General features: G+C 65.2%; 6 protein-coding genes. All 6 read left to right on the top strand.

Going from position 1 to position 22,045, the window contains the following annotated elements:
* The first annotated feature begins 19 nt into the window (after positions 1-19).
* The 6 genes from CWC60_RS09595 (at position 20) to CWC60_RS09575 (ending at position 21,961) form a co-directional block, all read left to right on the top strand.
* A complete protein-coding gene (locus CWC60_RS09595; protein ID WP_109793764.1) occupies positions 20-2,800 on the top strand; it encodes a class I SAM-dependent DNA methyltransferase in 2,781 nt (926 codons plus the stop codon).
* Positions 2,797-3,972, top strand: coding sequence for a hypothetical protein (locus tag CWC60_RS09590; RefSeq protein WP_109793763.1), 1,176 nt, complete (start codon positions 2,797-2,799; stop codon positions 3,970-3,972). Before CWC60_RS09595 ends, CWC60_RS09590 begins: the two co-directional genes overlap by 4 nt.
* Complete coding sequence (locus CWC60_RS09585) at positions 3,969-6,029, top strand: DEAD/DEAH box helicase (protein ID WP_109793762.1); 2,061 nt, start codon at positions 3,969-3,971, stop codon at positions 6,027-6,029. Before CWC60_RS09590 ends, CWC60_RS09585 begins: the two co-directional genes overlap by 4 nt.
* On the top strand, positions 6,022-7,236 hold the full coding sequence (locus tag CWC60_RS09580; RefSeq protein ID WP_109793761.1) for a GIY-YIG nuclease family protein: 1,215 nt from the start codon (positions 6,022-6,024) through the stop codon (positions 7,234-7,236). The genes CWC60_RS09585 and CWC60_RS09580 overlap by 8 nt, the downstream gene beginning before the upstream one ends.
* A 352-nt stretch (positions 7,237-7,588) precedes the next feature.
* Positions 7,589-7,942: a hypothetical protein gene (locus CWC60_RS23235; protein ID WP_125182757.1), complete on the top strand. Its 354-nt coding sequence runs from the start codon at positions 7,589-7,591 to the stop codon at positions 7,940-7,942.
* Positions 7,943-8,026: 84 nt separating this feature from the next.
* Positions 8,027-21,961, top strand: a complete 13,935-nt coding sequence (locus tag CWC60_RS09575) for an Ig-like domain-containing protein (protein ID WP_109793760.1) — start codon at positions 8,027-8,029, stop codon at positions 21,959-21,961.
* Positions 21,962-22,045: the final 84 nt, after the last annotated feature.

Here is a 22,045-nt window from a genome sequence, read left to right as displayed (position 1 = left end):
GCACAACCGGGGGAATGAGATGAACGCCGTCGAGATCGAGGAGGCCATATCGGCGCTCGCCGGGCAGCCGTTCGATCCGGCCGAGTTTCCGTTCGCGTTTCTCGAGGCTTTCGGGCGGAAGCCGGTCGAGATCAAGCGCCTCAGAAAGGGCGATTCGAACCGGTCCGACCTCGGCGGCGTGCTCCAGCGCAACCACATCCACATCAAGACCTGCGATGAAGGAACCGTCGCGGAGACCCTCCAGGCGTTGAAGGACAGTCCGGCGACCAATACCGCGCGCAACCGCGTGCGCTTCATCCTGGCAACTGACGGCCGTGAGTTCCACGCCGAGGATCTGAGCAGCGGGGAAGTAGTCGTCTGCGGCTATGGCGAGTTCGCCGACCACTTCGGCTTCTTCCTGCCCTTGGCCGGCATCACGACCGTCAAGCAGATCCGGGAGAGCGCGTTTGACATCAAGGCGACCGGCCGCCTGAACAAGCTATACATCGAACTGCTGAAGCAGAACCCGGACTGGGGCGCGGCCGACCGCCGCCACGACCTGAACCATTTCATGGCGCGGCTGATCTTCTGCTTCTTCGCCGAGGACACCGGCATCTTCAACGGCGCGGACCAGTTCACCGCGACGGTCACGCAGATGAGCGACGGCGACGCCTCGAACACACACGAGGTCATCGCCGAAATCTTCCGGGCGATGAACACCCCGACCCGGCACGGGGGCACTCTGAGCAACCGCCATCGCAGGGCAGCCGGCATCCCCGCCTGGGCGGATGTCTTCCCCTATGTGAACGGGGAGCTGTTCTCCGGCTCCCTCGATGTCCCGCGCTTCAGCAAGGTGGCGCTGGGGTATCTCAGAAACATCGGCCGCCTGCCCTGGGACCAGATCAACCCGGACATCTTCGGCTCCATGATCCAGGCCGTCGCCGACGACGAGGAACGCGGCGCACTGGGCATGCACTACACCAGCGTGCCGAACATCCTGAAGGTGCTGAACCCACTGTTTCTCGACGACCTCCGGGCGCAACTCGACGAGGCCGGCGACAATGGGCGCAAGCTGTTGAACCTGCGCCGCCGCATGGCGCGGATCAGGGTCTTCGACCCCGCCTGCGGGTCCGGCAACTTTCTGGTCATCGCCTACAAGCAGATGCGGGAGATCGAGGCGGAGATCAACAGGCGCCGCGGCGAGGAAGACCGAAAGTCGGACATCCCGCTCACGAACTTCCGGGGCATCGAGATCCGCGATTTCGCCGCCGAGATCGCGCGCCTGGCGCTCATCATTGCCGAATACCAGTGTGACGTCGCCTATCGCGGTCAGAAGGAAGCCTTGGCCGAGTTCCTGCCGCTCGACGCCGAGAACTGGATCACCTGCGGCAACGCCCTCCGGCTGGACTGGCTGAGCATCTGCCCGCCGACCGGCACAGGCGTGAAGACCCATGGTGATGACCTGTTGCAGGAGCCCCTGGACCAGCCTGCGATCGATTTCGAGAACGAGGGTGGCGAGACCTATATTTGTGGAAATCCGCCCTACAAAGGGCGCAACAAAAAGGAGGCAGGCGAAAGGAGCGACACCGAGCACGTTTTCTCTCAATATTCGGGATCATTCGCCTCTCTCGACTATGTTGCAAACTGGTTTGTGAAAGCATGTCATTTCTGCAACGCTACTGAGGCATCTGCCGCTTTTGTGGCAACGAACTCGATATGCCAAGGCGAGCAAGTCGCTCTACTTTGGCCAGTGGTTTTTAGCGAAGGTTTTCGCATTTCTTTCGCTCATACACCCTTCAAGTGGTCGAATCTGGCTAGTGACAAAGCCGGTGTGACTGTAGTGATCGTCGGAATATCGAAAACACCTGGCGGCGCTTTTCTATATAGCGATTCAGAGGTGTGGAAGGTTAAGGAGATTGGTCCGTACTTGGTGCCAAATTCTTCTGTGTTCATTGAGCAAAGAACCAAACCTCTATCTCAGGTAAGCGAGATGTATCTGGGAAATATGGCCAAGGACGGTGGCAACCTAATTATGACCGCCTCTGAAGGACGTGAGTTGGTAGAGAAAATTGGTTCTGATGCGCACTTTGTGCGAAAATTCTTTGGCTCGGAGGAGCTTATCCACTCAAAGCCGAGAGCGTGTATCTGGATTGATGAGCGGCAGAAAAATATTGCTATAAGTTTCCCAGAAATAACATCACGCATTGAAAAGGTGCGCCAGTTCAGGGTGGCTAGCAAAGCGGCATCTACACGAGCGCATGCCAAAACGCCTTATCGCTTTGTCCAAATGTCTGCGAAAAATGGAGATAGGGCGATTATTGTGCCGCGGGTCTCATCTGAGAGCCGACCATATCTGCCTGTCGATTATTTCCAGGCCGGACCAATTATCGGCGATAAATGTTTTGCAATCTATGATGCTGATCTTTGGAATTTAGCGTTAATCGCGTCGAAGATGCACATCGTTTGGATTGGAACAGTATGCTCACGTCTAGAGATGAGATTTTCTTACGGAAATAAGCTTGGCTGGAACACCTTTCCTGTCCCCAAATTGACTGAAAAGAACAAGGCCGACCTGACCCGCTGCGCCGAGGACATCCTGCTGGCGCGGGAGGCACATTGGCCCGCGACCATTGCGGACCTCTATGACCCGGAGAAGATGCCCGACGATCTGCGCGCGGCCCATGACCGCAATGACGAGGTGCTGGAGCGCATCTATATCGGCCGCCGTTTCCGCAACGACACCGAACGGCTGGAGAAGCTGTTCGAGATGTACGCGAAGATGACAGGGAAGGCGGACCAGCCGGACCGGCGGGCGTCGTGAGCGATGCCCGCGGATACCCGCCCGGCGGCGATGCGCAGGCGATCACGCGCATCGCAAATGAACACTATGGCGGCTTCGAAAAGCTGTTCGAGGCGCGGGGCTGGCCGGAGCGTGGAGCCCGGATGATGCCGGCGGTCCAGCGGCGCGTCGCAGAAGCCTATGGTTCTGTCCGAGCGTTCGAGAGGGCTCATGCCAGCCAATTGATGCCCCCTCTCGACGCGATCAATGCCGATCCACCGAATGTCTGGCTGACCAGCTTCTACGGGTTCGATCCGGACGCCTGGGGGTTCGTGGGCTTCACGCATGAGCGCGCGCGGCGGAAATTCGTCGGCGAAAGCGAACCCGGCGTTCTGATGGTCGTCTACGGAACCAGCAAGGCGCTCCCGGCCGAGAGAAGGAAAGTGCTCGGGCTGCTGCAATGCTCGCATCAGCTCGGCACTGCCGAAGAGTTCATGCATCCGACAGAATGGCGCGACAAGGTGGCCGACCCCGATCGGGCGGACAAATGGAACCATGCTGTGCGGGTTGTCCGTGCATGGCGTGTCACGCCCGAGACCCGAATGGATGTTGAGGAATTTGCCCCCCAATCGACCGCCGCCGGCGCATGGCGGCATATCGGAGCGCAAGGTGTCCGCCTGGAGCGAGACGAGGCCGGCCGGCTGCTCCACCTTGACCTGAGCGAAGTGGATGTATTCGGCCAGAACCCGATCGTCGGGGCGTCTGTGGCCGCCGCGCCCGAAATCCTGTCGCCGAGCAAGGCCGGCCCGGTGTCGCAAACTCCGTTCACGACGCGGGAATCCGAAGGCCCGAAGCATCTCTATGTCCTGCGTCTGATCGGTTCTGCTGATGACTTCCTGGGCCGGTCCGCGGGCGGGAAATTCATCGTCAAGGCCGGCTTCTCGAAGAGTCCGATGACCCGTTGCGACGATCACAATCGGGCTTTGCCGCGCGGCGCCTTCAGATGGGAAGTGCTCCATTCCGGCGCGGCGCTCGGGTATGATGCGCACCCCAGTTCCGATCATGCGAAAGCGGGCGAACGTGCGATGCAGGAAGTGCTTTGTGGCGGACCCCGTGGCGAGTCGCTCGGCGGCGAGTTCTTTCTTGCCGAACCAGCCCTGATCGACATGGCATGGGACACGGGCAACGCCGCAGCGAGGAGATTTCGGCGATGAGACAGAAGATCGCTCCTTCCGTCTCCGTCACCTATGCCCGGAACGGTTCCTCGACGCGGTCGAACGAACTCGGCATGCGGCCGATGCAGGAACGCGCCTATGAGAAGCGGGGCGAGCAGTACCTGTTGATCAAGTCGCCGCCGGCGTCGGGGAAGAGCCGGGCGCTGATGTTCATCGCGCTGGACAAGCTGCACAACCAGGGCCTGAAGCAGGCGATCATCGTGGTGCCGGAGCGGTCGATCGGGGCCAGCTTCGCCGATGAGGCGCTTTCGGCGTCCGGGTTCTGGGCGGACTGGACCGTCGCGCCGAAGTGGAATCTCTGCAACGCGCCGGGCAGCGAGGGCGGCAAGGTCAATGCGCTCGGCGCGTTCCTGGACAGCGACGACAGGACCCTGGTCTGCACCCACGCCACCTTCCGCTTCGCCGTGGACAGGTTCGGGGTCGAAGCCTTTGACGACCGCCTGATCGCCGTTGACGAGTTCCATCACGTCTCGGCCAACCCGGACAACAGGCTGGGGGCGCACCTGGCGGAGTTCATCGCCCGCGACCGGTGCCACATCGTCGCGATGACCGGTTCCTACTTCCGGGGCGATGCGGAGCCCGTCCTTGGTCCGGAGGACGAGTCCAGATTCGATACGGTGACCTACACCTACTACGAGCAGCTCAACGGCTACACCTGGCTGAAGGCGCTCGACATCGGCTATTTTTTCTACACGGGGTCCTATGTCGACGACATCCTGAAGGTGCTCGATCCGGCCGAGAAGACGATCATCCACATTCCCTCCGTCCAGTCCCGCGAGAGCACCAAGGACAAGTTCAGGGAGGCGGAGCATATCATCCAGGAACTGGGCGAGTGGCAGGGAAGGGACCCCGATACCGGCTTTCACCTGGTCTGGACCGCCGAAGGGCGGACTCTCCGGATCGCCGACCTGGTGGACAATGAACCGTCGAAACGCGAACGGGTGTCGGCCGCGCTCAAGGACCCGGCCCGGAAGAACGACCGCGACCATGTCGACATCATCATCGCGCTGGGCATGGCCAAGGAGGGCTTCGACTGGATCTGGTGCGAACACGCGCTGACGGTCGGCTACCGCTCCAGTCTGACGGAGATCGTCCAGATCATCGGCCGTGCGACCCGCGACGCCGAGGGAAAGACCCGCGCCCGCTTCACCAACCTGATCGCCGAGCCCGACGCTTCCGAGGAAGCGGTGACGGAAGCGGTCAACGACACGCTGAAGGCGATCGCGGCAAGCCTGCTGATGGAGCAGGTGCTCGCCCCCCGGTTTAATTTCTCGCCGAAGCGGCCCGACAGCGGCCCGATCGAGGGTTATGACTACGGAGAGGGCGGCTACGACCCCGACAAGCCAAATGTGGGCTTCAACGAGGACACCGGGCAGTTCCAGATCGAGATCAAGGGGCTTGCGGAGCCGAAGAGCGAGGAAGCTGAGCGCATCTGCAAGGAGGACCTCAACGAGGTGATCGCGGCCTTCGTCCAGGACAAGACGACAATCGAGCGTGGCATGTTCGACGAGGAGACGATTCCCGAGGAGCTGACCCAGGTCCGGATGGGCAAGATCGTCAAGGACCGTTACCCGGAGCTGGGTGAAGAGGATCAGGAGGCCGTCAGGCAGCACGCCGTCGCGGCCCTGAACCTGACGCAGCGCGCGAAGCAGACAATACTGGGCGGTGGAGGGGCCGGCGAAGAGGGCGAGGTCAAGGCCAACACCGCGCTGATCGACGGCATTCGGAAACTGGCGATGGATGTTCGCGAGCTGGACATCGACATGATCGACAGGACGAACCCGTTCGGCGAGGCCTATGCGATCCTGTCCAAGACCATGAACGAGAAGCGGCTGAAGGAGATCGAGGCGGTGATCGCGGCCAAGAAGGTGAAGATGACGCCGGAGGAGGCTCGCGACCTCGCCAGGCGCGCCTTGCGCTTCAAGCAGGAGCGGGACCGCCTCCCGTCCATTACCTCCCCGGATGCATGGGAGAAGCGTATGGCCGAAGGCGTCGCCTTCCTCGCTCAGATGAAGCGGGACGCCGCCAATGGCTAAGAGCTTTACGGATGAAGACGACGCCCTGCTGTCCGAACTCGGGGTCGAAGTCGAAACTGCCCGGCCGGCCCGGCTGACGCCGCGCCAGGAACGCATCATCGCGGGGTTCGAGGACATACAGCGCTTCGCCGAGGAACATGGCCGCGCCCCGCAGCACGGCGAAGGGCGGGACATCTTCGAGCGCCTCTACGCTGTCCGTCTGGACCGCATACGGGCGCTGGAGGAGTGCCGTTCCCTTGTCGCGGACATGGATCATCAGGGGCTGCTCACGGCCAGTCCCGAGCCGGCCCCTGCCGATCGATCCGAACTCGACGACGATGAGCTGCTGGCTGAACTGGGAGTCGATGCGGACCAGTCGGATGAGTCGGTCACCGCACTGCGCCACGTCCGCCCCTTTGCCGAGAAGCGTGCGGCTGAGGAAATCGCCAATCGCCAGCCATGCAGGGATTTCGCAACCTTCAAACCCCTGTTCGAGAAGGTACAGGAGGAGCTTGATTCCGGGATGCGGGAGACCCGCCCCTTTGAACTCAAGGCCGAGATCCAGCAGGGCAGGTTCTTCATCGTCGGCGGTCAGAAGGCCTATGTCGCGGAAATGGGCGAGATCACGACGACTGAGCATGGGCGCACGGATGCGCGCCTGCGGGTCATCTTCGACAACGGAACCGAGAGCAACATGCTCATGCGGTCGTTGCAGCGCGCGCTGAACAAGGACGAGGCAGGCCGACGCATTACCGAGCCCGTCGCGGGGCCCCTGTTTGCCAAGACGGCGGCTGACGGCGACGAAGCCAGCGGCACGATCTATGTGTTGCGGAGCAGGTCCGATCATCCGACCGTCGCCCGGAACCGCGATCTGGTCCACAAGATCGGCGTCACCAACATGAACGTGGAAAGGCGCGTGGCCGGCGCGCGGCTCCAGCCCACCTTCCTCATGGCCGACGTCGAGGTCGTCGCCACCTACGAGCTTTACAACATCAACCGGACAAAGCTCGAAAACCTCATCCATCGGATTTTCGATCCGGCCCGGCTGACAATCGAAATCCGCGATCGGTTCGGCAATCCCGTCACGCCCAGAGAATGGTTCCTGGTGCCGCTGTTCGTGATTGACGACGCTGTGGCGAAGATCAGGGATGGCAGCATCGTCGACTACGTTTACGATCCGGATAGTGCCTCACTGAAAGTCAGGGGGGAGGGCGGCGCAGCGGACTGAAGCCGCTGGCGGTGATCGCTTCGCCGACGATTCAGCGCCCAGTTGTTGGTATTTTTGTTGGTATCCTCGATCAAATGCGCTGAAAATATAACGCTAAATCAATTTGATGTGCGTCAAATGCGATGCCACTCGACACCATTTAACTTCTTGAAATTAAGAAATTTTCCAAACGTATCCACGGCGGCATGGTTCGGTTTTCGTCACTGGTCCCCGCCGGTCCACCGCGAGCGCCAACTTCCGCGATCATCTCTGCCAAGCGACCGATCGCTTGATGCGCATGCCGGTCGGACGCGCGGACATAGCGATCCATCCCGTTCGACATTGCAGGCGGGGGCATATCTCGCGCGGACGAATGGGTCCCATCGGCGGCGGACACGGTTCGAAGAGCGCCGCCGTCGCCGGACCGCCGTCGGCCATGATTGCCATGAACAATATCCTTCGCGCCGTCGTGCCTGGACGTTTCGAGTGTGCGGGTGAACTTGGCCGATGGCGCGAGCTCGGTCGGCGGCGCGTTGCTGACCTTCTCCGTCGTCACGATGCCGAAATCACAGCAATGACCGGACGGCAAAACGGCCCGTGCCTAGGCGCGATGGCCAAGTGCCGCACGCATCGCGAAAATCGATTTGAAATTCGATCAACTTCCACGATTGCGGCCCTCCGGAATGCGCACTTCATTTGCTTCCCGGAATGGATGTTCATGAAATAGGCCTTGTTTAACAATTCCCTAACGCCATTCGTCGTGGTATTCATGTAGTTGGGGTCGGGGAGCTCAGCAGAGGGGCTCTCCACGATGGCAGGCAATTGGTGGCGTCGCGGGCGGCGCAACGACGGCGACGATTCTCTATCTGGGAGCAACTGGCGCGACAAGCTTGAGGGGGATGGCGGCGACGACACGCTGCTCGGCCTCGGTGGCGACGACCGGCTCTACGGCGGTCGCGGCGATGACATGCTGTTCGGCGGCGATGGCGATGATCGCGCAGAGGGCGGCGATGGCGACGACACCATCGACGGTGGCGCAGGTGACGACCGGCTCGACGGCGATGATGGAAACGATGCGATTTCCGCCGGCTCGGGCGACGACCGGGTCGATGGGGGCCGGGGCGACGACTCCATAGATGCAGGCGATGGCGACGACCGGGTCGATGGCGGCCGGGGCGACGACTCCATATATGCGGGCGCGGGCACGGACCGGATCGACGCCGGCAAGGGCGACGACGCGGTTTCCGCCGGCGCGGGCGATGACCGTGTCGATGGCGGACATGGCGATGATTCCCTCGATGGCGGCGATGGCGATGACAGGCTCGATGGCGGCCATGGCGACGATCTGATCGTCGGCGGTCAGGGCGACGACCGGATCGACGGCGGTCATGGCAACGATACGATCCAGGGTGACGGTGCCGGGTTTGCCGATTTCGCGGCACCATCGGAACTGAGCCGCGGCGCGGCCGGCACCTATGATGTCACGGGCCTCGATACGGTGGTGCTGGATATCGATCTCATCGGTGGCAGCGCCGGCTTCGACAACGGTTTCGGATTCTACCTGGCCGACGCCTCGGGCAATCCGATCGGCGGGCGCATCGTCTTCGACAACGTGAAATGCGCCGATGACGATGCCGGCGATGACGTCAGGACCATCACGCTCGACGCCGCCGACCTGGCGGGCGCGGCTTCGCTCGGCTTCTTCCTCATTCCCGACGGGGGCGACCGCAACCGGCGTCTGGACGACGGCGACGCCGTCAGCTTCCACCAGGACGGCTCGGGCGACTGGCGCGCCGTCTCCGGGGGGCGGGAACTGAATTCCGCCTATGGCCGCGACACGATCTTCTTCTCCAACCCGGCGCTGAACAGGGACGGCATCGACCACGAGACCGACAACGGTCTCGCCGGCAATTCCGCCTGGGAGGATCTGCTGGGCGGCGGCGACAACGACTACAACGACGTCCTGCTCGATATCCGTGTGCTCGACGGGCCGCTGCCCGCCTTCGACGACACGATCGACGGCGGTCATGGCGACGACGTCATCGACGGTGAGCGCGGCGACGACCGCATGGACGGCGGTCACGGCGACGACCTGCTGGACGGTGGCTCGGGCAACGACACCGTCGACGCCGGCCACGGCGATGATGTCGCGGTCTACGTCATGGCGGAGAACGGTGGCGCCACGGACGTCTACGACGGCGGAAAGGGTCGCGACACGCTGGACCTGCACCTGACGGAGGCCGAGGCCCGCGCGCTGGCCGACGACATCGCCGCCTTCGAGGACTTCCTCGCCGACAACGGTCATTCCGGCTGGCACTGGGGCTGGGGGCGGCATGGCCGCAATGACGACAGCTTCGAGTTCGAGGCGATCGACCTGACCGCACGCAATTTCGAGGCGCTGAACGTCACCATCACCAATGTCGATCCGGAGGCCGGCGACGATCTCGTCGAGACCGACGAGGACACGCCGGTCCTGATCGACGTGCTGGCCAACGACAGCGACGGTGACGGCGACGCGCTGACCGTGGTCGCGGTCACGCAGCCGGCCAACGGCACGGTGGCGATCATCGGCAACAAGGTGCTGTTCACGCCGAACGCCGACTACAACGGCCCGGATTCCTTCACCTACACCGTCTTCGACGGCGTCGACGGCTATGACACGGCCACCGTCAGCCTGACCGTCAACGCGGTCAACGACGCGCCGACGCTTGCGGGGACCGCGGCCTCGGCCGAAGAGGACGGCGCCGCGATCACCGTCGATCTCGCCGCGCTCGGGGGCGACGTCGATGCGGACGACGACGGGACGAGTCTGTCCTACGCGGTCGTCGGCGCGCCGGCGGAAGGCGCTGCATCCATCAGCGGCACCACGCTCGTCTTCGATCCCGGCGCGGACTTCCAGGACCTGGCCGAAGGCGAGACCCGCGATGTGGTCGTGCAGGTGCAGGCGACCGACAGCCACGGCGCGGTCTCCACGGTCGAGGACGTTGTCGTCACCGTGACCGGCGGCAATGACGGCCCGACGCTGGCCGGCGCGGCCCTCGCGGCGGACGAGGACGGCGCGGCCGTCACTCTGGATCTCTCGGATCTCGGCGCGGATATCGACTCCGACGACGACGGGACGAGTCTGTCCTACGCGGTCGTCGGCGCGCCGGCGGGAGGCTCGGCCTCGGTCACGGGCACGACGCTCACCTTCGATCCCGGCGCGGACTTCCAGGATCTTGCCGAGGGCGAGAGCCGCGACGTCGTCGTGCAGGTGCAGGCGACCGATGGCCATGGCGCGGTCTCCACCGTAGAGGACGTCGTGGTGACGGTGACTGGCATCAATGATGGTCCGGTTGCCGCGGCGGACGCACTTACCGTGACCGAAGACAGTTCGGCCATCGTCTCCGTGCTCGCCAACGACACCGACGCCGACGCGACCGACACGCTCGCCGTGACGGCCGCCTCCGCGCTGCACGGCGCGGTCACGATCAATCCGGACAACACGCTGACCTACACGCCGGCCCCGAACTTTCATGGCGTCGACACGATCACCTACACGATCAGCGACGGCCTTCTGGCCGATACCGCCGAGGTTGCGGTCACGGTGGTCAACGATAACGCAGATGCGCTCTTCACGGCGGATGGCGACACGGTCCACCTGAACGATGTCACGATCTTCGACTACGACGACGGCAACACGTCCCAGGCGGGCGACGGCGACGATCACGTGACCCTGCCGGCCGACGCGGGCGAGGCGACCGAGGCCGGCTATGATGCCGGCGGCGTCTTCGACGCGGGCGCAGGCGACGACACGGTCCTGGGCGGCGGGCTCGGCGATACGGTCGAGGGCGGCGGGGGCGACGATGTGCTTGCCGGCGACGCCGGCGATGACCGGCTGTTCGGCGAGGACGGCGCGGATGATCTCGATGGCGGCGACGGTCGGGACACGCTGTTCGGCGATTCTGGCGATGACATCCTTGGTGGCGGCGAAGGCGGCGATTCCCTGTTCGGCGGCGACGGTTCGGACAATGCGGACGGCGGCGCAGGCGACGACTTCATCTTCGGCGATGGCGGCGACGACACAGTTTCCGGCGGCGCGGGCGACGATTTCATGGCCGGCGGCGACGGCGTGGACACCGCCGACTACAGTGAGGAGACGGCCGGCGTCAGCGTGGATCTGGGGGCTGCCACCGGCGTCGACGGCTCGGGCGGCGTCGACACGCTGATCGGTTTCGAGAACCTCGCCGGCGGTTCGGGCGGCGACACGCTGTCCGGCGATGTCGGCGCGAACGCCATCGACGGCGGCGATGGCAATGACAGCCTCTCGGGCGACGCCGGATCGGACACGCTGATCGGCGGCGAGGGCGACGACAGCCTGGATGGCGGCGACGACGCCGACAGTCTCTCGGGGGGCGCGGGCCAGGACGTCATCGCGGGCGGCGCGGGCGACGACACGGTGGATGCGGGCGCGGACTCGGATTCCGTCGACGCGGGCGACGGCGACGATGCGGTCGATGCCGGCTCCGGAGATGACACCGTGCTCGGCGGTGCAGGCGACGACACGGTTGTCGCCGGCGAAGGCAGCGACTCGGTCGATGGCGGAGAGGGCAACGATTCCCTCGATGCCGGTTCGGGCGATGACACGGTCGCCGCTGGCGTGGGCGACGACTTCGCCGATGGCGGCGACGGCAATGACAGCCTCTCGAGCGACGCCGGATCGGACACGCTGATCGGCGGCGCGGGCGACGACACGGTGGATGCGGGCGCGGACTCGGATTCCGTCGACGCGGGCGCGGGCAATGACGTGGTCGATGCCGGAACCGGAGACGACACCGTGCTCGGCGGTGCAGGCGACGACACGGTTGTCGCCGGCGAAGGCAACGACGCTGTCGATGGTGGCGACGGCAACGATTCCGTCGATGCTGGCTCCGGCGATGACACGGTCGCCGCTGGTGCGGGCGACGACTTCGCCGATGGCGGCGACGGCAATGACAGCCTCTCGGGCGACGCCGGATCGGACACGCTGATCGGCGGCGCGGGCGACGACAGCCTGGACGGCGGCGACGACGCCGACAGCCTCTCCGGCGGGGCCGGGGCGGACGTGATCGCGGGCGGCGCGGGTAACGACACAATCGATGGCGGCGAGGGCAATGACTCGCTTCTGGGCGGCGGCGGAGACGACAGTTTCCTGACCGGGCCGGGCGACGATGTCATCGACGGTGGCGAGGGCGTCGACACTGTCACCTTCTCCGGTGATTCCGACGACTATGACGTTATCTTCAACGATGACGGCACGGTCACGATCACCGATACGGTCCCCGGCCGAGATGGCGTCACAATCCTTGATGGCGTCGAGACTGCGGAGTTCGGCGACGGTACCTTCTTCACCGACGGCACCAACAACGGGCCGGAGGCGGCGGACGACTCGGGCGCGACCGACGAGGACGTCCCGGTCAACATCGACGTCCTGGCCAACGACGTCGATTTCGACAGCGACCAACTGAGCGTCTCGGCAGCCAGCGCCGCCAATGGCACGGTGGTCATCGAGGCGGACGGCACGCTGACATATTCCGGCAGCCAGGATTTCAACGGCGTCGACACGATCACCTACACGGTGAGCGACGGCCGCGGCGGGGCCGACACCGGCGAAGTCACCGTCACGGTGAACGCAGTGAACGATGCGCCGGTGATCGACGTCGGCGCCTCCGACCTGACGTCGGAACTGACCGTCGGCTTCACCCGGACCGCAAGCCTGGACGCCAACGATCTGCTGGCGAACTTCGTCGATCCGTCGCGCAGCGCGGTGGTCATCGACGAGGGCGGGATCGACGTCCTGCATGTGGGCACGGGCGCCGTCACACGCCTGCCCATGATCGAGATCCCGGTCATCGCGGCGGGCGAGGTGGGCGCCAGTACGCGGATCAGCATCGATCTCGATGCTGTCGTCCAGCGTGCCGGCGGCGACCAGGACATGCTCTTCGGCGTCCGCGACAGCGACCAGCACATGTCCTTCTTCACCACCGATGGGGTGATCGGCGCGCTGTTCTCCGACGCGATCCTGTCGAACGGATCCCTGGGCGTGGCCTTCCCCGAGAATCCGCCGGCCAATGACCGCACGGAACTCGGCTTCGGAAGCTCGCTGGAGGATTTCTCGATCCATCTCGACCTGCAGGGCGAGACGGACCGGATCACCCTCGTCGAGGGTGACGGCACGGCCTTCGACATCTCTGGTGATCCGGGCGTCTTCCTGAACAACGAGGACGCGCTGTCGGTCGTCATCGGCAGCGACCAGTTCGGTGAAGTCTACGAGATCGTGAGCCTCGCCTACGCCTTCGAGGTCGACGGCCTGGTCGACCAGGGCGCCATCGTCTTCTCGGACGTGGACGCCGGCGAAAGCCACACGGCCAGGGTCACCGGCGCCAGCATTTCCGGCGTGAACAACGGTCTGACAGCCGCCGCGGCGCTGTCGTTCCTCACCATCGCCAACACCAGCTCCTCGCTCGGCGCGCCGGCGGCGGTCGACTGGTCGTTCGAGGCCGAGGACGATCTCTTTACCTATCTTGGCGCGGGAGAGACCCTGGAGATCACCTATGGCATCGAGGTCGAGGACAGCGCCGGCGCGACCGACGCGGAAGATCTCGTCATCACCATCAACGGGCTGAATGACGGGCCGGTGGCCGCAGACGACGCGGCGAGCCTCGACGAGGACACGACGGTCAATGTCGACGTGCTGGCCAACGACACGGACGCCGATATCAACGACGTGCTGTCGGTGACTTCGGCCAGCGCCGGGAACGGCGCGGTGACGATCGAGGCCGACGGCACGCTCACCTACACGCCGGACGCCGATTTCTTCGGTTCCGACACCATCACCTACGAGATTTCGGACGGGCAGGGCGGCACGGACACCGCGACCGTCGCGGTGTCCGTCAATCCGGTGGACGACCGCCATGTCGTTTCCGGCCCGGTGGATGGCGGGTCCGTCACCGAGGACGACGCGCCGGTCACGATCGACCTGCTGACCAACGCCTCCGACGCCGACGGCGACGATCTGGATGTAGAAAACGTCACGGTCACCTCTTCGAACGGATCACGGAGCGTCAGCTTCACCGTCGACCCGGAATCCGGCGAACTCATCCTCGACCCGGCCCAGTTCAACGATCTGGCGGCGGGCGAGAGCGAGACCGTCACCATCGACTACGCCGTCTCCGACGACACGGCGGACTTCGAGGCGGTCGACACCAATCCGCCGAACGTGCCGAACGGCGGCTTCTTCTTCGTGCTCGATTTCGATGCCGGCACGACGCAGTCGGTGGTCCGGACCGGCAGCGAACTCGTCCCGAACGGGGGCACGCCTCTGAACGGCGCCTTCATCCATCTGAACCCGAATGGCGGCTTCAACTGGGGGCCGCAGGCGCGCACCTACGAGAATGGCGTCGAGACGATTCGCGACCTGTCCGAATTCACGGTCGAGAACTTCGCGGGCACGCAGCAGCCGTCGCCGGACGGAACCTTCCTTTCCCTGACGGGCGAGACCTTCGGCAACACCAGCCTGGTCTGGACCGCTCACGATGTGCAGACGCCGGACGGTGAGCGCTGCGTTTCCATCCGCTTCGACGGGATTGATCACATTGCGGGCTTCTCCGACTTCCTCGACATCGGTTCGGTGACCTATGGCGTCACCGCTGACGTCGCCGGACAGGCCGTCGTCGAGATCACCGGTGTCAATGACGGCCCGGATGCGCAGGACGACACGGCCACGGTGGACGAGGACGGTTCGGTCAATGTCGACGTGCTCGCCAACGACACCGACCCGGACGCCTCCGACAGCCTGACGGTCACGGCGGCGTCCGCCGGCAATGGCGCGGTCGTGATCGAGGCCGACGGCACGCTGACCTACACCGGCGAGGCCGATTTCAACGGCGCGGACACGATCACCTACATGGTCGACGACGGGAACGGCGGCACCGAAACAGCCGAGGTCGTGGTCACGGTGAACGCTGTGAACGACGCGCCAGCCGTGAGCGTGCCGTCGGGCAACAAGGCGCTGCAGGTTTCCGGCGGCGCCAGCGCCGGCATTCCCGGCTTCTCGGTCGCCGGATTCCAGAACTCGATCACCATCGAGGCCTGGATCCGGGTCGACGGATCGCATGGCGGCGGGCATGTCACGATCTTCGAGATCGGCAATGACAGCCCCTATTTCGGCCTTCTCAACGGCCGTCTGGAATTCTACCAGCCCGTGGGCGGGCCGGTATTGCCGACCGACCAGTTCGTGCACGTCGCCGGAACCTTCGACGGGGCGGTGACGCGCCTCTATGTCGACGGCGTCGAGGTGGCGGCGATCGGGGCCTCGCCGGCCTTCAGCGGTCAGTCGGGCGCGGGCATCGGTTTCAACGCAGGCGACAATCCCTTCAACGGTCTGATCGACGAGGTCAGGATCTGGTCTGTTGTGCGTACCGAGGCCCAGATCGCAGCCGCGAAGGACAGACGGCTCAATGGCGACGAAGCCGGGCTCGAGGGTTACTGGACCTTCGATGACAGCGACGGCGTGAGCTTCGCTGACCAGTCCGGCAACGGCTTCGACGGCGTGCTGCGCAACGGCGCGACGCTGAGCGAGGAGACGGCCTTCGGCACGGGATTCGACGTCGACGAGGATGGCGCCCTCACCATCAATGGCATCGGCGTCTCCGACATTGATGTCGCCGAGGGTACGGGCGAGGTCGAGGCGGTGCTGTCGGTCGCCAATGGCGTGCTCGATGTCTCCGACACGGCTGCGACGATTTCGGGCGACGGCACGGGCGCGGTCACCGTGACCGGCGCGCTGGCGGATGTGAACGCCGCCATCGGTTCGGTCGTCTACAGCCCCGAGGCCGATTTCAACGGCGAAGACACGCTGCAGATCGACGTCTCGGATCTGGGCAACACCGGCGCCGGCGGGTCGCTGACGGGTTCGGAATCCATCGACATCATCGTCAACGCCGTCAACGATGCCCCAGTCATCCCCGCCCCCGGCAGCGACGCCCTCGGCGCGGTCGTCGAGGACGCGGCGGCAACGCTGACCGACAGCGGCAGCATTGGCTTCACAGACGTCGACGCCGGAGACAGCCATGCCGCGAGCGCCGCGTTCGCGGGCGCGACCGGCAATACGGGCGGCATCACGCCGGCTCAGGCGGCCGGCTTCCTGAGCGCGGCCGTCAGCGGCGGCGCGGTCGACTGGAGCTTCGCGGCCGACAACGCGCTGTTCGATCATCTCGCCTGTGACGAGATCCTGGTTCTCGACTACGAGATCACGGTCGACGACGGCAATGGCGGCACGGCGAGCGAGACCGTGTCGGTGACGGTCACCGGGACCAACGACCTGCCGCGCGTCAGCGGCGAGGTCGGCGGCGGCAGCGCCACCGAGGACGAGTCACCTGTCACGGTCGACCTGCTGGCGAACGCCAGCGACGCGGAGGGCGACGACCTGGCGACGACCGGCGTCGCCGTCGCCTCCTCCAATGCCGCGCGGAACGTGGTCTTTGCCGTCGATGACGCGACCGGCCTGCTGGTCATCGACCCGGCGCAGTTCGGCGATCTGGCCGCCGGCGAGAGCGAAACGCTGACGGTCAGCTATGGTGTGCTCGAGCAGGACCGGGCGATCGCCGACTCGCTCGGCAGCCAGGTCTCGCCAAACAACGGCGCCTACTACGTGCTCGACTTCGACACCGGCGAACTGAGCTTCGAACTGAATGTCCCGGGCGGCGGACTGTCCTTCCCCGGTCCGTCGAGCGTGCCGCAGAACGGCGTGGTCATAACGCTGAACCCCAACAACGCGAATGTTCATGTGGCGTTCCGGACCTTCGAGGACGGTGTCGAGACGCGCCGGGACCCCTCAGAGCAGTCCATCGAGGGCTATGGCGGCACCACAGGCCTGCTGGGCGACAGCGGCCCCAACTTCTTCGGACCGGGTGTCGTCTACAACGATTCCATGGCCAACAGCACAATCACGTGGACGGGTACGCTGGATGACGGCTGCGGACCGCGCGAGGTCGAGCTTGTGCTTTCGGGCCTGAACTACACCGACAATGCGGGCGGCACGCTGGTCGTGGGCGGGGTGACGGGCACGGCCAACCCGCCGGCAACGACCGCGACGGCGACGCTCACCGTTCAGGGCGTCAATGACGCCCCGGCGGCGATCGACCTTGCCGTCAGCGGCGACGAAGACACGACCATCTCGGGCCAGGTGCAGGCCACCGACCCGGACGCGAGCGATGATCTGACCTTCGCGCTGTCCGGCGGACCGGCGAACGGGAACGTGACGGTCAACGCCGACGGCACGTTCGACTACACGCCCGACGTCGATTTCAACGGCGCCGACAGCTTCACCGTTGAGGTGAACGACGGCAATGGCGGCGCGGCCACAGCCGAGGTCGCGGTTACCGTGAACGCAGTCAACGACGCGCCCGAGATCCTGCTGCCGGGGACGGACGATCAGATCGCGCTGGACTTCAGTCAGGCGAGCGGCCTCGCCGGCATCAACAACAACTTCCTGCGCAATGACATGTCCATCGGCGCGCTGCCCGGCGGCGGCTTCGCCACTATCGACCAGAATGTCGGCACGGCGGGCTCACGGGTCTCGATCTTCGATGCCGACGGCAATCTGACGACCAGCTTCCTGGCGTCCGAGACTGCGGACAGTACCGGTGACCCGACCCAGGATCTGACGGTGCTGGAGAACGGCAACATCGCGGCCATGTGGGTCGAGGGCCGCAACGACGTGCTGGTCCGGATCTTCGATGCGGACGGCACGCCGGTCACCGGCGAGATCGAGGTAGAGCCGGGCGGCGCCAATTCGACCGACGGCAACGCCGCGATCGCATCGACACCGGACGGCGGATTCGTGGTGGTCTACCGCGACGGCCTCGACCTGATGACGAAGCGCTTCGACGCCGACGGCAATGAGACGCTGGGACCTGTGCGTGTGGGCCCGAGCTCCAACGTACCGGGTACGACCGACGTCGTGGCGACGTCCGGCGGCGGCTACGCGGTCACCTACATCGCCTTCCCCGGGGACGGCACCGGCACCAATGTCCGCCTCTCCATCGTCGACGACGCGGGCACGGTGATAGCCGAGGATGTCGTTGCCGACAGCAACGCGCTGGGTAACTCGCTGCTCGACTTCACCGCCTCCATCGCGGAACTGTCGAACGGCAACCTGGTGGTGGTCTGGGAAGAGAATGCCCTGCCCAACCGGGAGAACTTCTTCCGCATCTTCGACGCCGACGGCAACCCGGTGACCGGCGACGAACTGGTGGTCAACTGGAGCCAGGGCCAGGTCGACTCCGAGGTCCTCGCCTTGCCGGACGGCGGCTTCGCCATCGCCTTCACCAATGAAGGCGCCGCGACAGATCTCGACACGGGAGACACGTTTGCCCGCGGCAGCTATGTCCAGCGCTTCGACGCGGCGGGGAACCGGGTCGGCGAGGCGGTCTTCGTAAACGACAGCCAGGCGCCGGACATCACGCTGACGGCCGCCGGCAACATCGCCGTGGTCTCGCGCCTGCTTTCCGGCGCCGAGCTCGCGGTGGCGGAACTGACCGTGCCTGCCGATCCTTTCGCCACGGACGAGGACACGCCACTGCTGATCGACGGCCTGTCGGTCTCGGACGTCGACGCCGGGGCGAACGACGTCCAGGCGGTGCTTTCGGTCATCAATGGCGTCATCGACGTGACCGACACCGCCGCTGCCATCGCCGGCGACGGCACCGGATCGGTGACGATCACTGGCGCGTTGGCGGACGTGAACGCCGCCATCGGTTCGATTGTCTACAACCCCGATTCGGATTCCAATGGCACGGACATCCTGCAGGTCGCTGTCAGCGATCTCGGACACGCCGGCGCCGGCGGGCCGCTGACTGCCGTTGAAACCATTGCTCTCACCGTCAATCCGGTGGACGACCGCCATGTCGTCTCGGGCCCGGTCGACGCCGGTAGTGTCTCCGAGGACGACGCCCCGGTCACGATCGACCTGCTGGCCAACGCCTCCGACGCCGATGGAGACGATCTGGATGTCCAGGACGTCCGGGTCGCCTCATCGAACGGATCGCGGAACGTCAGCTTCACTGTCGATCCGGAGACGGGCGAACTGGTGATCGATCCGGCGCAGTTCGACGATCTGAACGCCGGCGAGAGCGAGACCGTTACCATCGACTACGCCGTCTCCGACGACACGGCGGACTTCGAGGCGGTCGACACCAATCCGCCGGACGTGCCGAACGGCGGCTTCTTCTTCGTGCTCGATTTCGATGCCGGCACGACGCAGTCGGTCGTCCGGACCGGCAGCGAACTCGTCCCGAACGGCGGCACGCCGCTGAACGGCGCCTTCATCCACCTGAACCCGAATGGCGGCTTCAACTGGGTTGCGCAGGCGCGCACCTACGAGGATGGCGTCGAGACGGTTCGCGACACGTCGGAGTTCTCGGTGGAGAATTTCGCCGGCGCCGATGTCACGGCGCCGACGGACACGTTCGCGGTCTACCAGGGCGAGACCTTCGGCGGCACCAGTCTGGTCTGGACCGCACACAACGTGCAGACCGCCGACGGCGAACGCTGCGTCTCGATCCGCTTCGACGATATCGATCATATCTCCGGCTTCTCCGACTTCCTCGACATTGGCTCGTTGACCTATGGCGTCACCGCCGATGTCGCCGGCCAGGCGGTGATCACCATCACCGGCGCCGACGACGGCCCCGAGATCGCCAACGACACGGGCTTCACGGGCACGGAGAACGTGCCGGTGACGCTGGACGTGCTGGCGAACGACACGGGCAGCGATCTCCGGATCGTCTCCGCCGAGGCGTCCTCGGGTGCGAACGTGACCTTCACTGGCGCGGTCGGCGACGGCATCACGCTCGATCCTTCGGGCGGGCTGGTGGCCGACTTCGGCGGCTTCAACGGCCAGGTCTCCTATGACGGCCTGGCGGCGGGTGACACGATCGCCGATGTCATCACCTTCGTGGTCGAGGACGCGAACGGCGATCAGGCCGGCAATGCTGTGGTGACCCGCAAGACCCTCGATCTCTCCAGCCTGGGCAGCTTCAACACGCCGTCGCTGGACCTCGACGGGGTGACGGTGACGGGCTCGGCCAATGTCAACGTGCTGAACTCCAACGGCATCGGCGTGGTCGGCGGCTCGTCGTCGAGCTTCTTCGACATCGGCGAGCGGCTGGACTTCGACTTCGACCATCTGGCGGTCAACGTCCAGCTCTCGATCGGCACGATCGGCAACACGACGCCGGTGGACGGGGCGCAGGTCCGGCTGGAAGGCTTCGACGCCGACGGCAACTCGCTGGGGACGGTGAGCCTTCCGGTCGATGGCGGCAACTTCAACGCCAACCTGTCGGCGGCTTTCGGCAACGCGCCGCTGTCGCGTCTCGAGATGACGGGCGAAGGCGACCGCTTCATCTTCCGCACGCTGACCTTCGACGAGATCCAGGGCGACGGCTTCGCCATCGTCGAGATCGCCGGCCAGGCCGACGCGTCGGTGATCACCGATCAGTTCTTCACGGTGGCCGAGGACAGCGCCGGGCTGTTTTCGGAAGAGCTGACCGTCGATGTGGTCGATCGCACCAGCAGCATCTTCAGCCTGGATCTCGCCATCACCGGTCAGGCCGCGGAAGGCGAAGGCTCGGTGGAGAACTTCTTCAATCCGGAATTCTCCTTCGACCTGCAGGGCGGCTTCCAGGATCTGGGCGTCGGCGAATTCCGCGATGTGACCATCGAGTACACGGCGACCGACACGCAAAGCGGGCTGGTCTCGGATCCGGGGACGATCACGGTCCGGGTGACGGGCGTGAACGATCCCGTCACCGCGAATGACGACGCGGTGACGGTGGACGAGGACAGTTCGATCCTGATCGACGTGCTGGCCAACGACACCGACGTGGACGCGCTGGACGTGCTTGCGGTCCAGTCGGTGGCCGCCGCCGCGAACGGCGCGGTGACGATCGAGGGCGGCCAGATCCGCTATACGCCGAACCTGAACTTCGACGGCGCCGACAGCTTTACCTACACCGTCACCGACGGGAACGGTGCGACCGACACGGCGACGGTGAACGTGACGGTGGAGAACATCGACGAACTGATCGAGGGCACGGCCGGCCCGGACCTGCTGGACGGCAGGGCCGGCGACGACACGCTGAACGGCTTTGGCGCGGACGACACCCTGCTGGGCGGCGATGGCACCGATCTCCTCGACGGTGGCGACGGCGACGACACGCTGCAGGGCGGCGATCTTTCGGATACGCTCAATGGCGGCGCCGGCGTGGACACGGCGGACTATTCGGATCGCGGCGCCGGCATCTTCGCCCAGCTCGGCGGCTTCGGACCGGGCGCCGGCGTGGCCGTCGATGACGGCCATACCGAGTTCCTGTCCTCGATCGAGAACCTGATCGGCTCGGATTTCGGCGACACGTTGACGGGCGACGGCAACATCAACGTGATCGACGGCGGGGCCGGCAACGATACACTCACCGGTGGCGCGGGCGACGACCGCTTCGTCTTCCAGAGCGGTGATGGCGCGGATCAGGTCGCCGATTTCCAGGCCGGGGCAGGCACCGACGACGTGCTTGACTTCTCAGGCGATTTCGCAGTGACGGGCCTCGGTGACCTGGCGATCGGTGACGACGGGTCGGGCAATGCGTTGATCGGATACGGATCGGGCGACTCGATCGCCCTGCTGGGCGTCGATTTCAACAGCCTGGACAGCGACGACTTCCAGTTCTGAGGGACAGGCCGGACGGGGCGACCTTTTGGCCGCGCCCCAGCCCCTCCGGGTGCCGGATTCTGCCAGCAATCAGCCATGCCGCGT

This window comes from Minwuia thermotolerans (assembly GCF_002924445.1).
Taxonomy (GTDB): domain Bacteria; phylum Pseudomonadota; class Alphaproteobacteria; order Minwuiales; family Minwuiaceae; genus Minwuia; species Minwuia thermotolerans.
The sequence above is the reverse complement of the archived record's forward strand: the minus strand, read 5'-3'. Positions and strand labels throughout refer to the sequence as shown.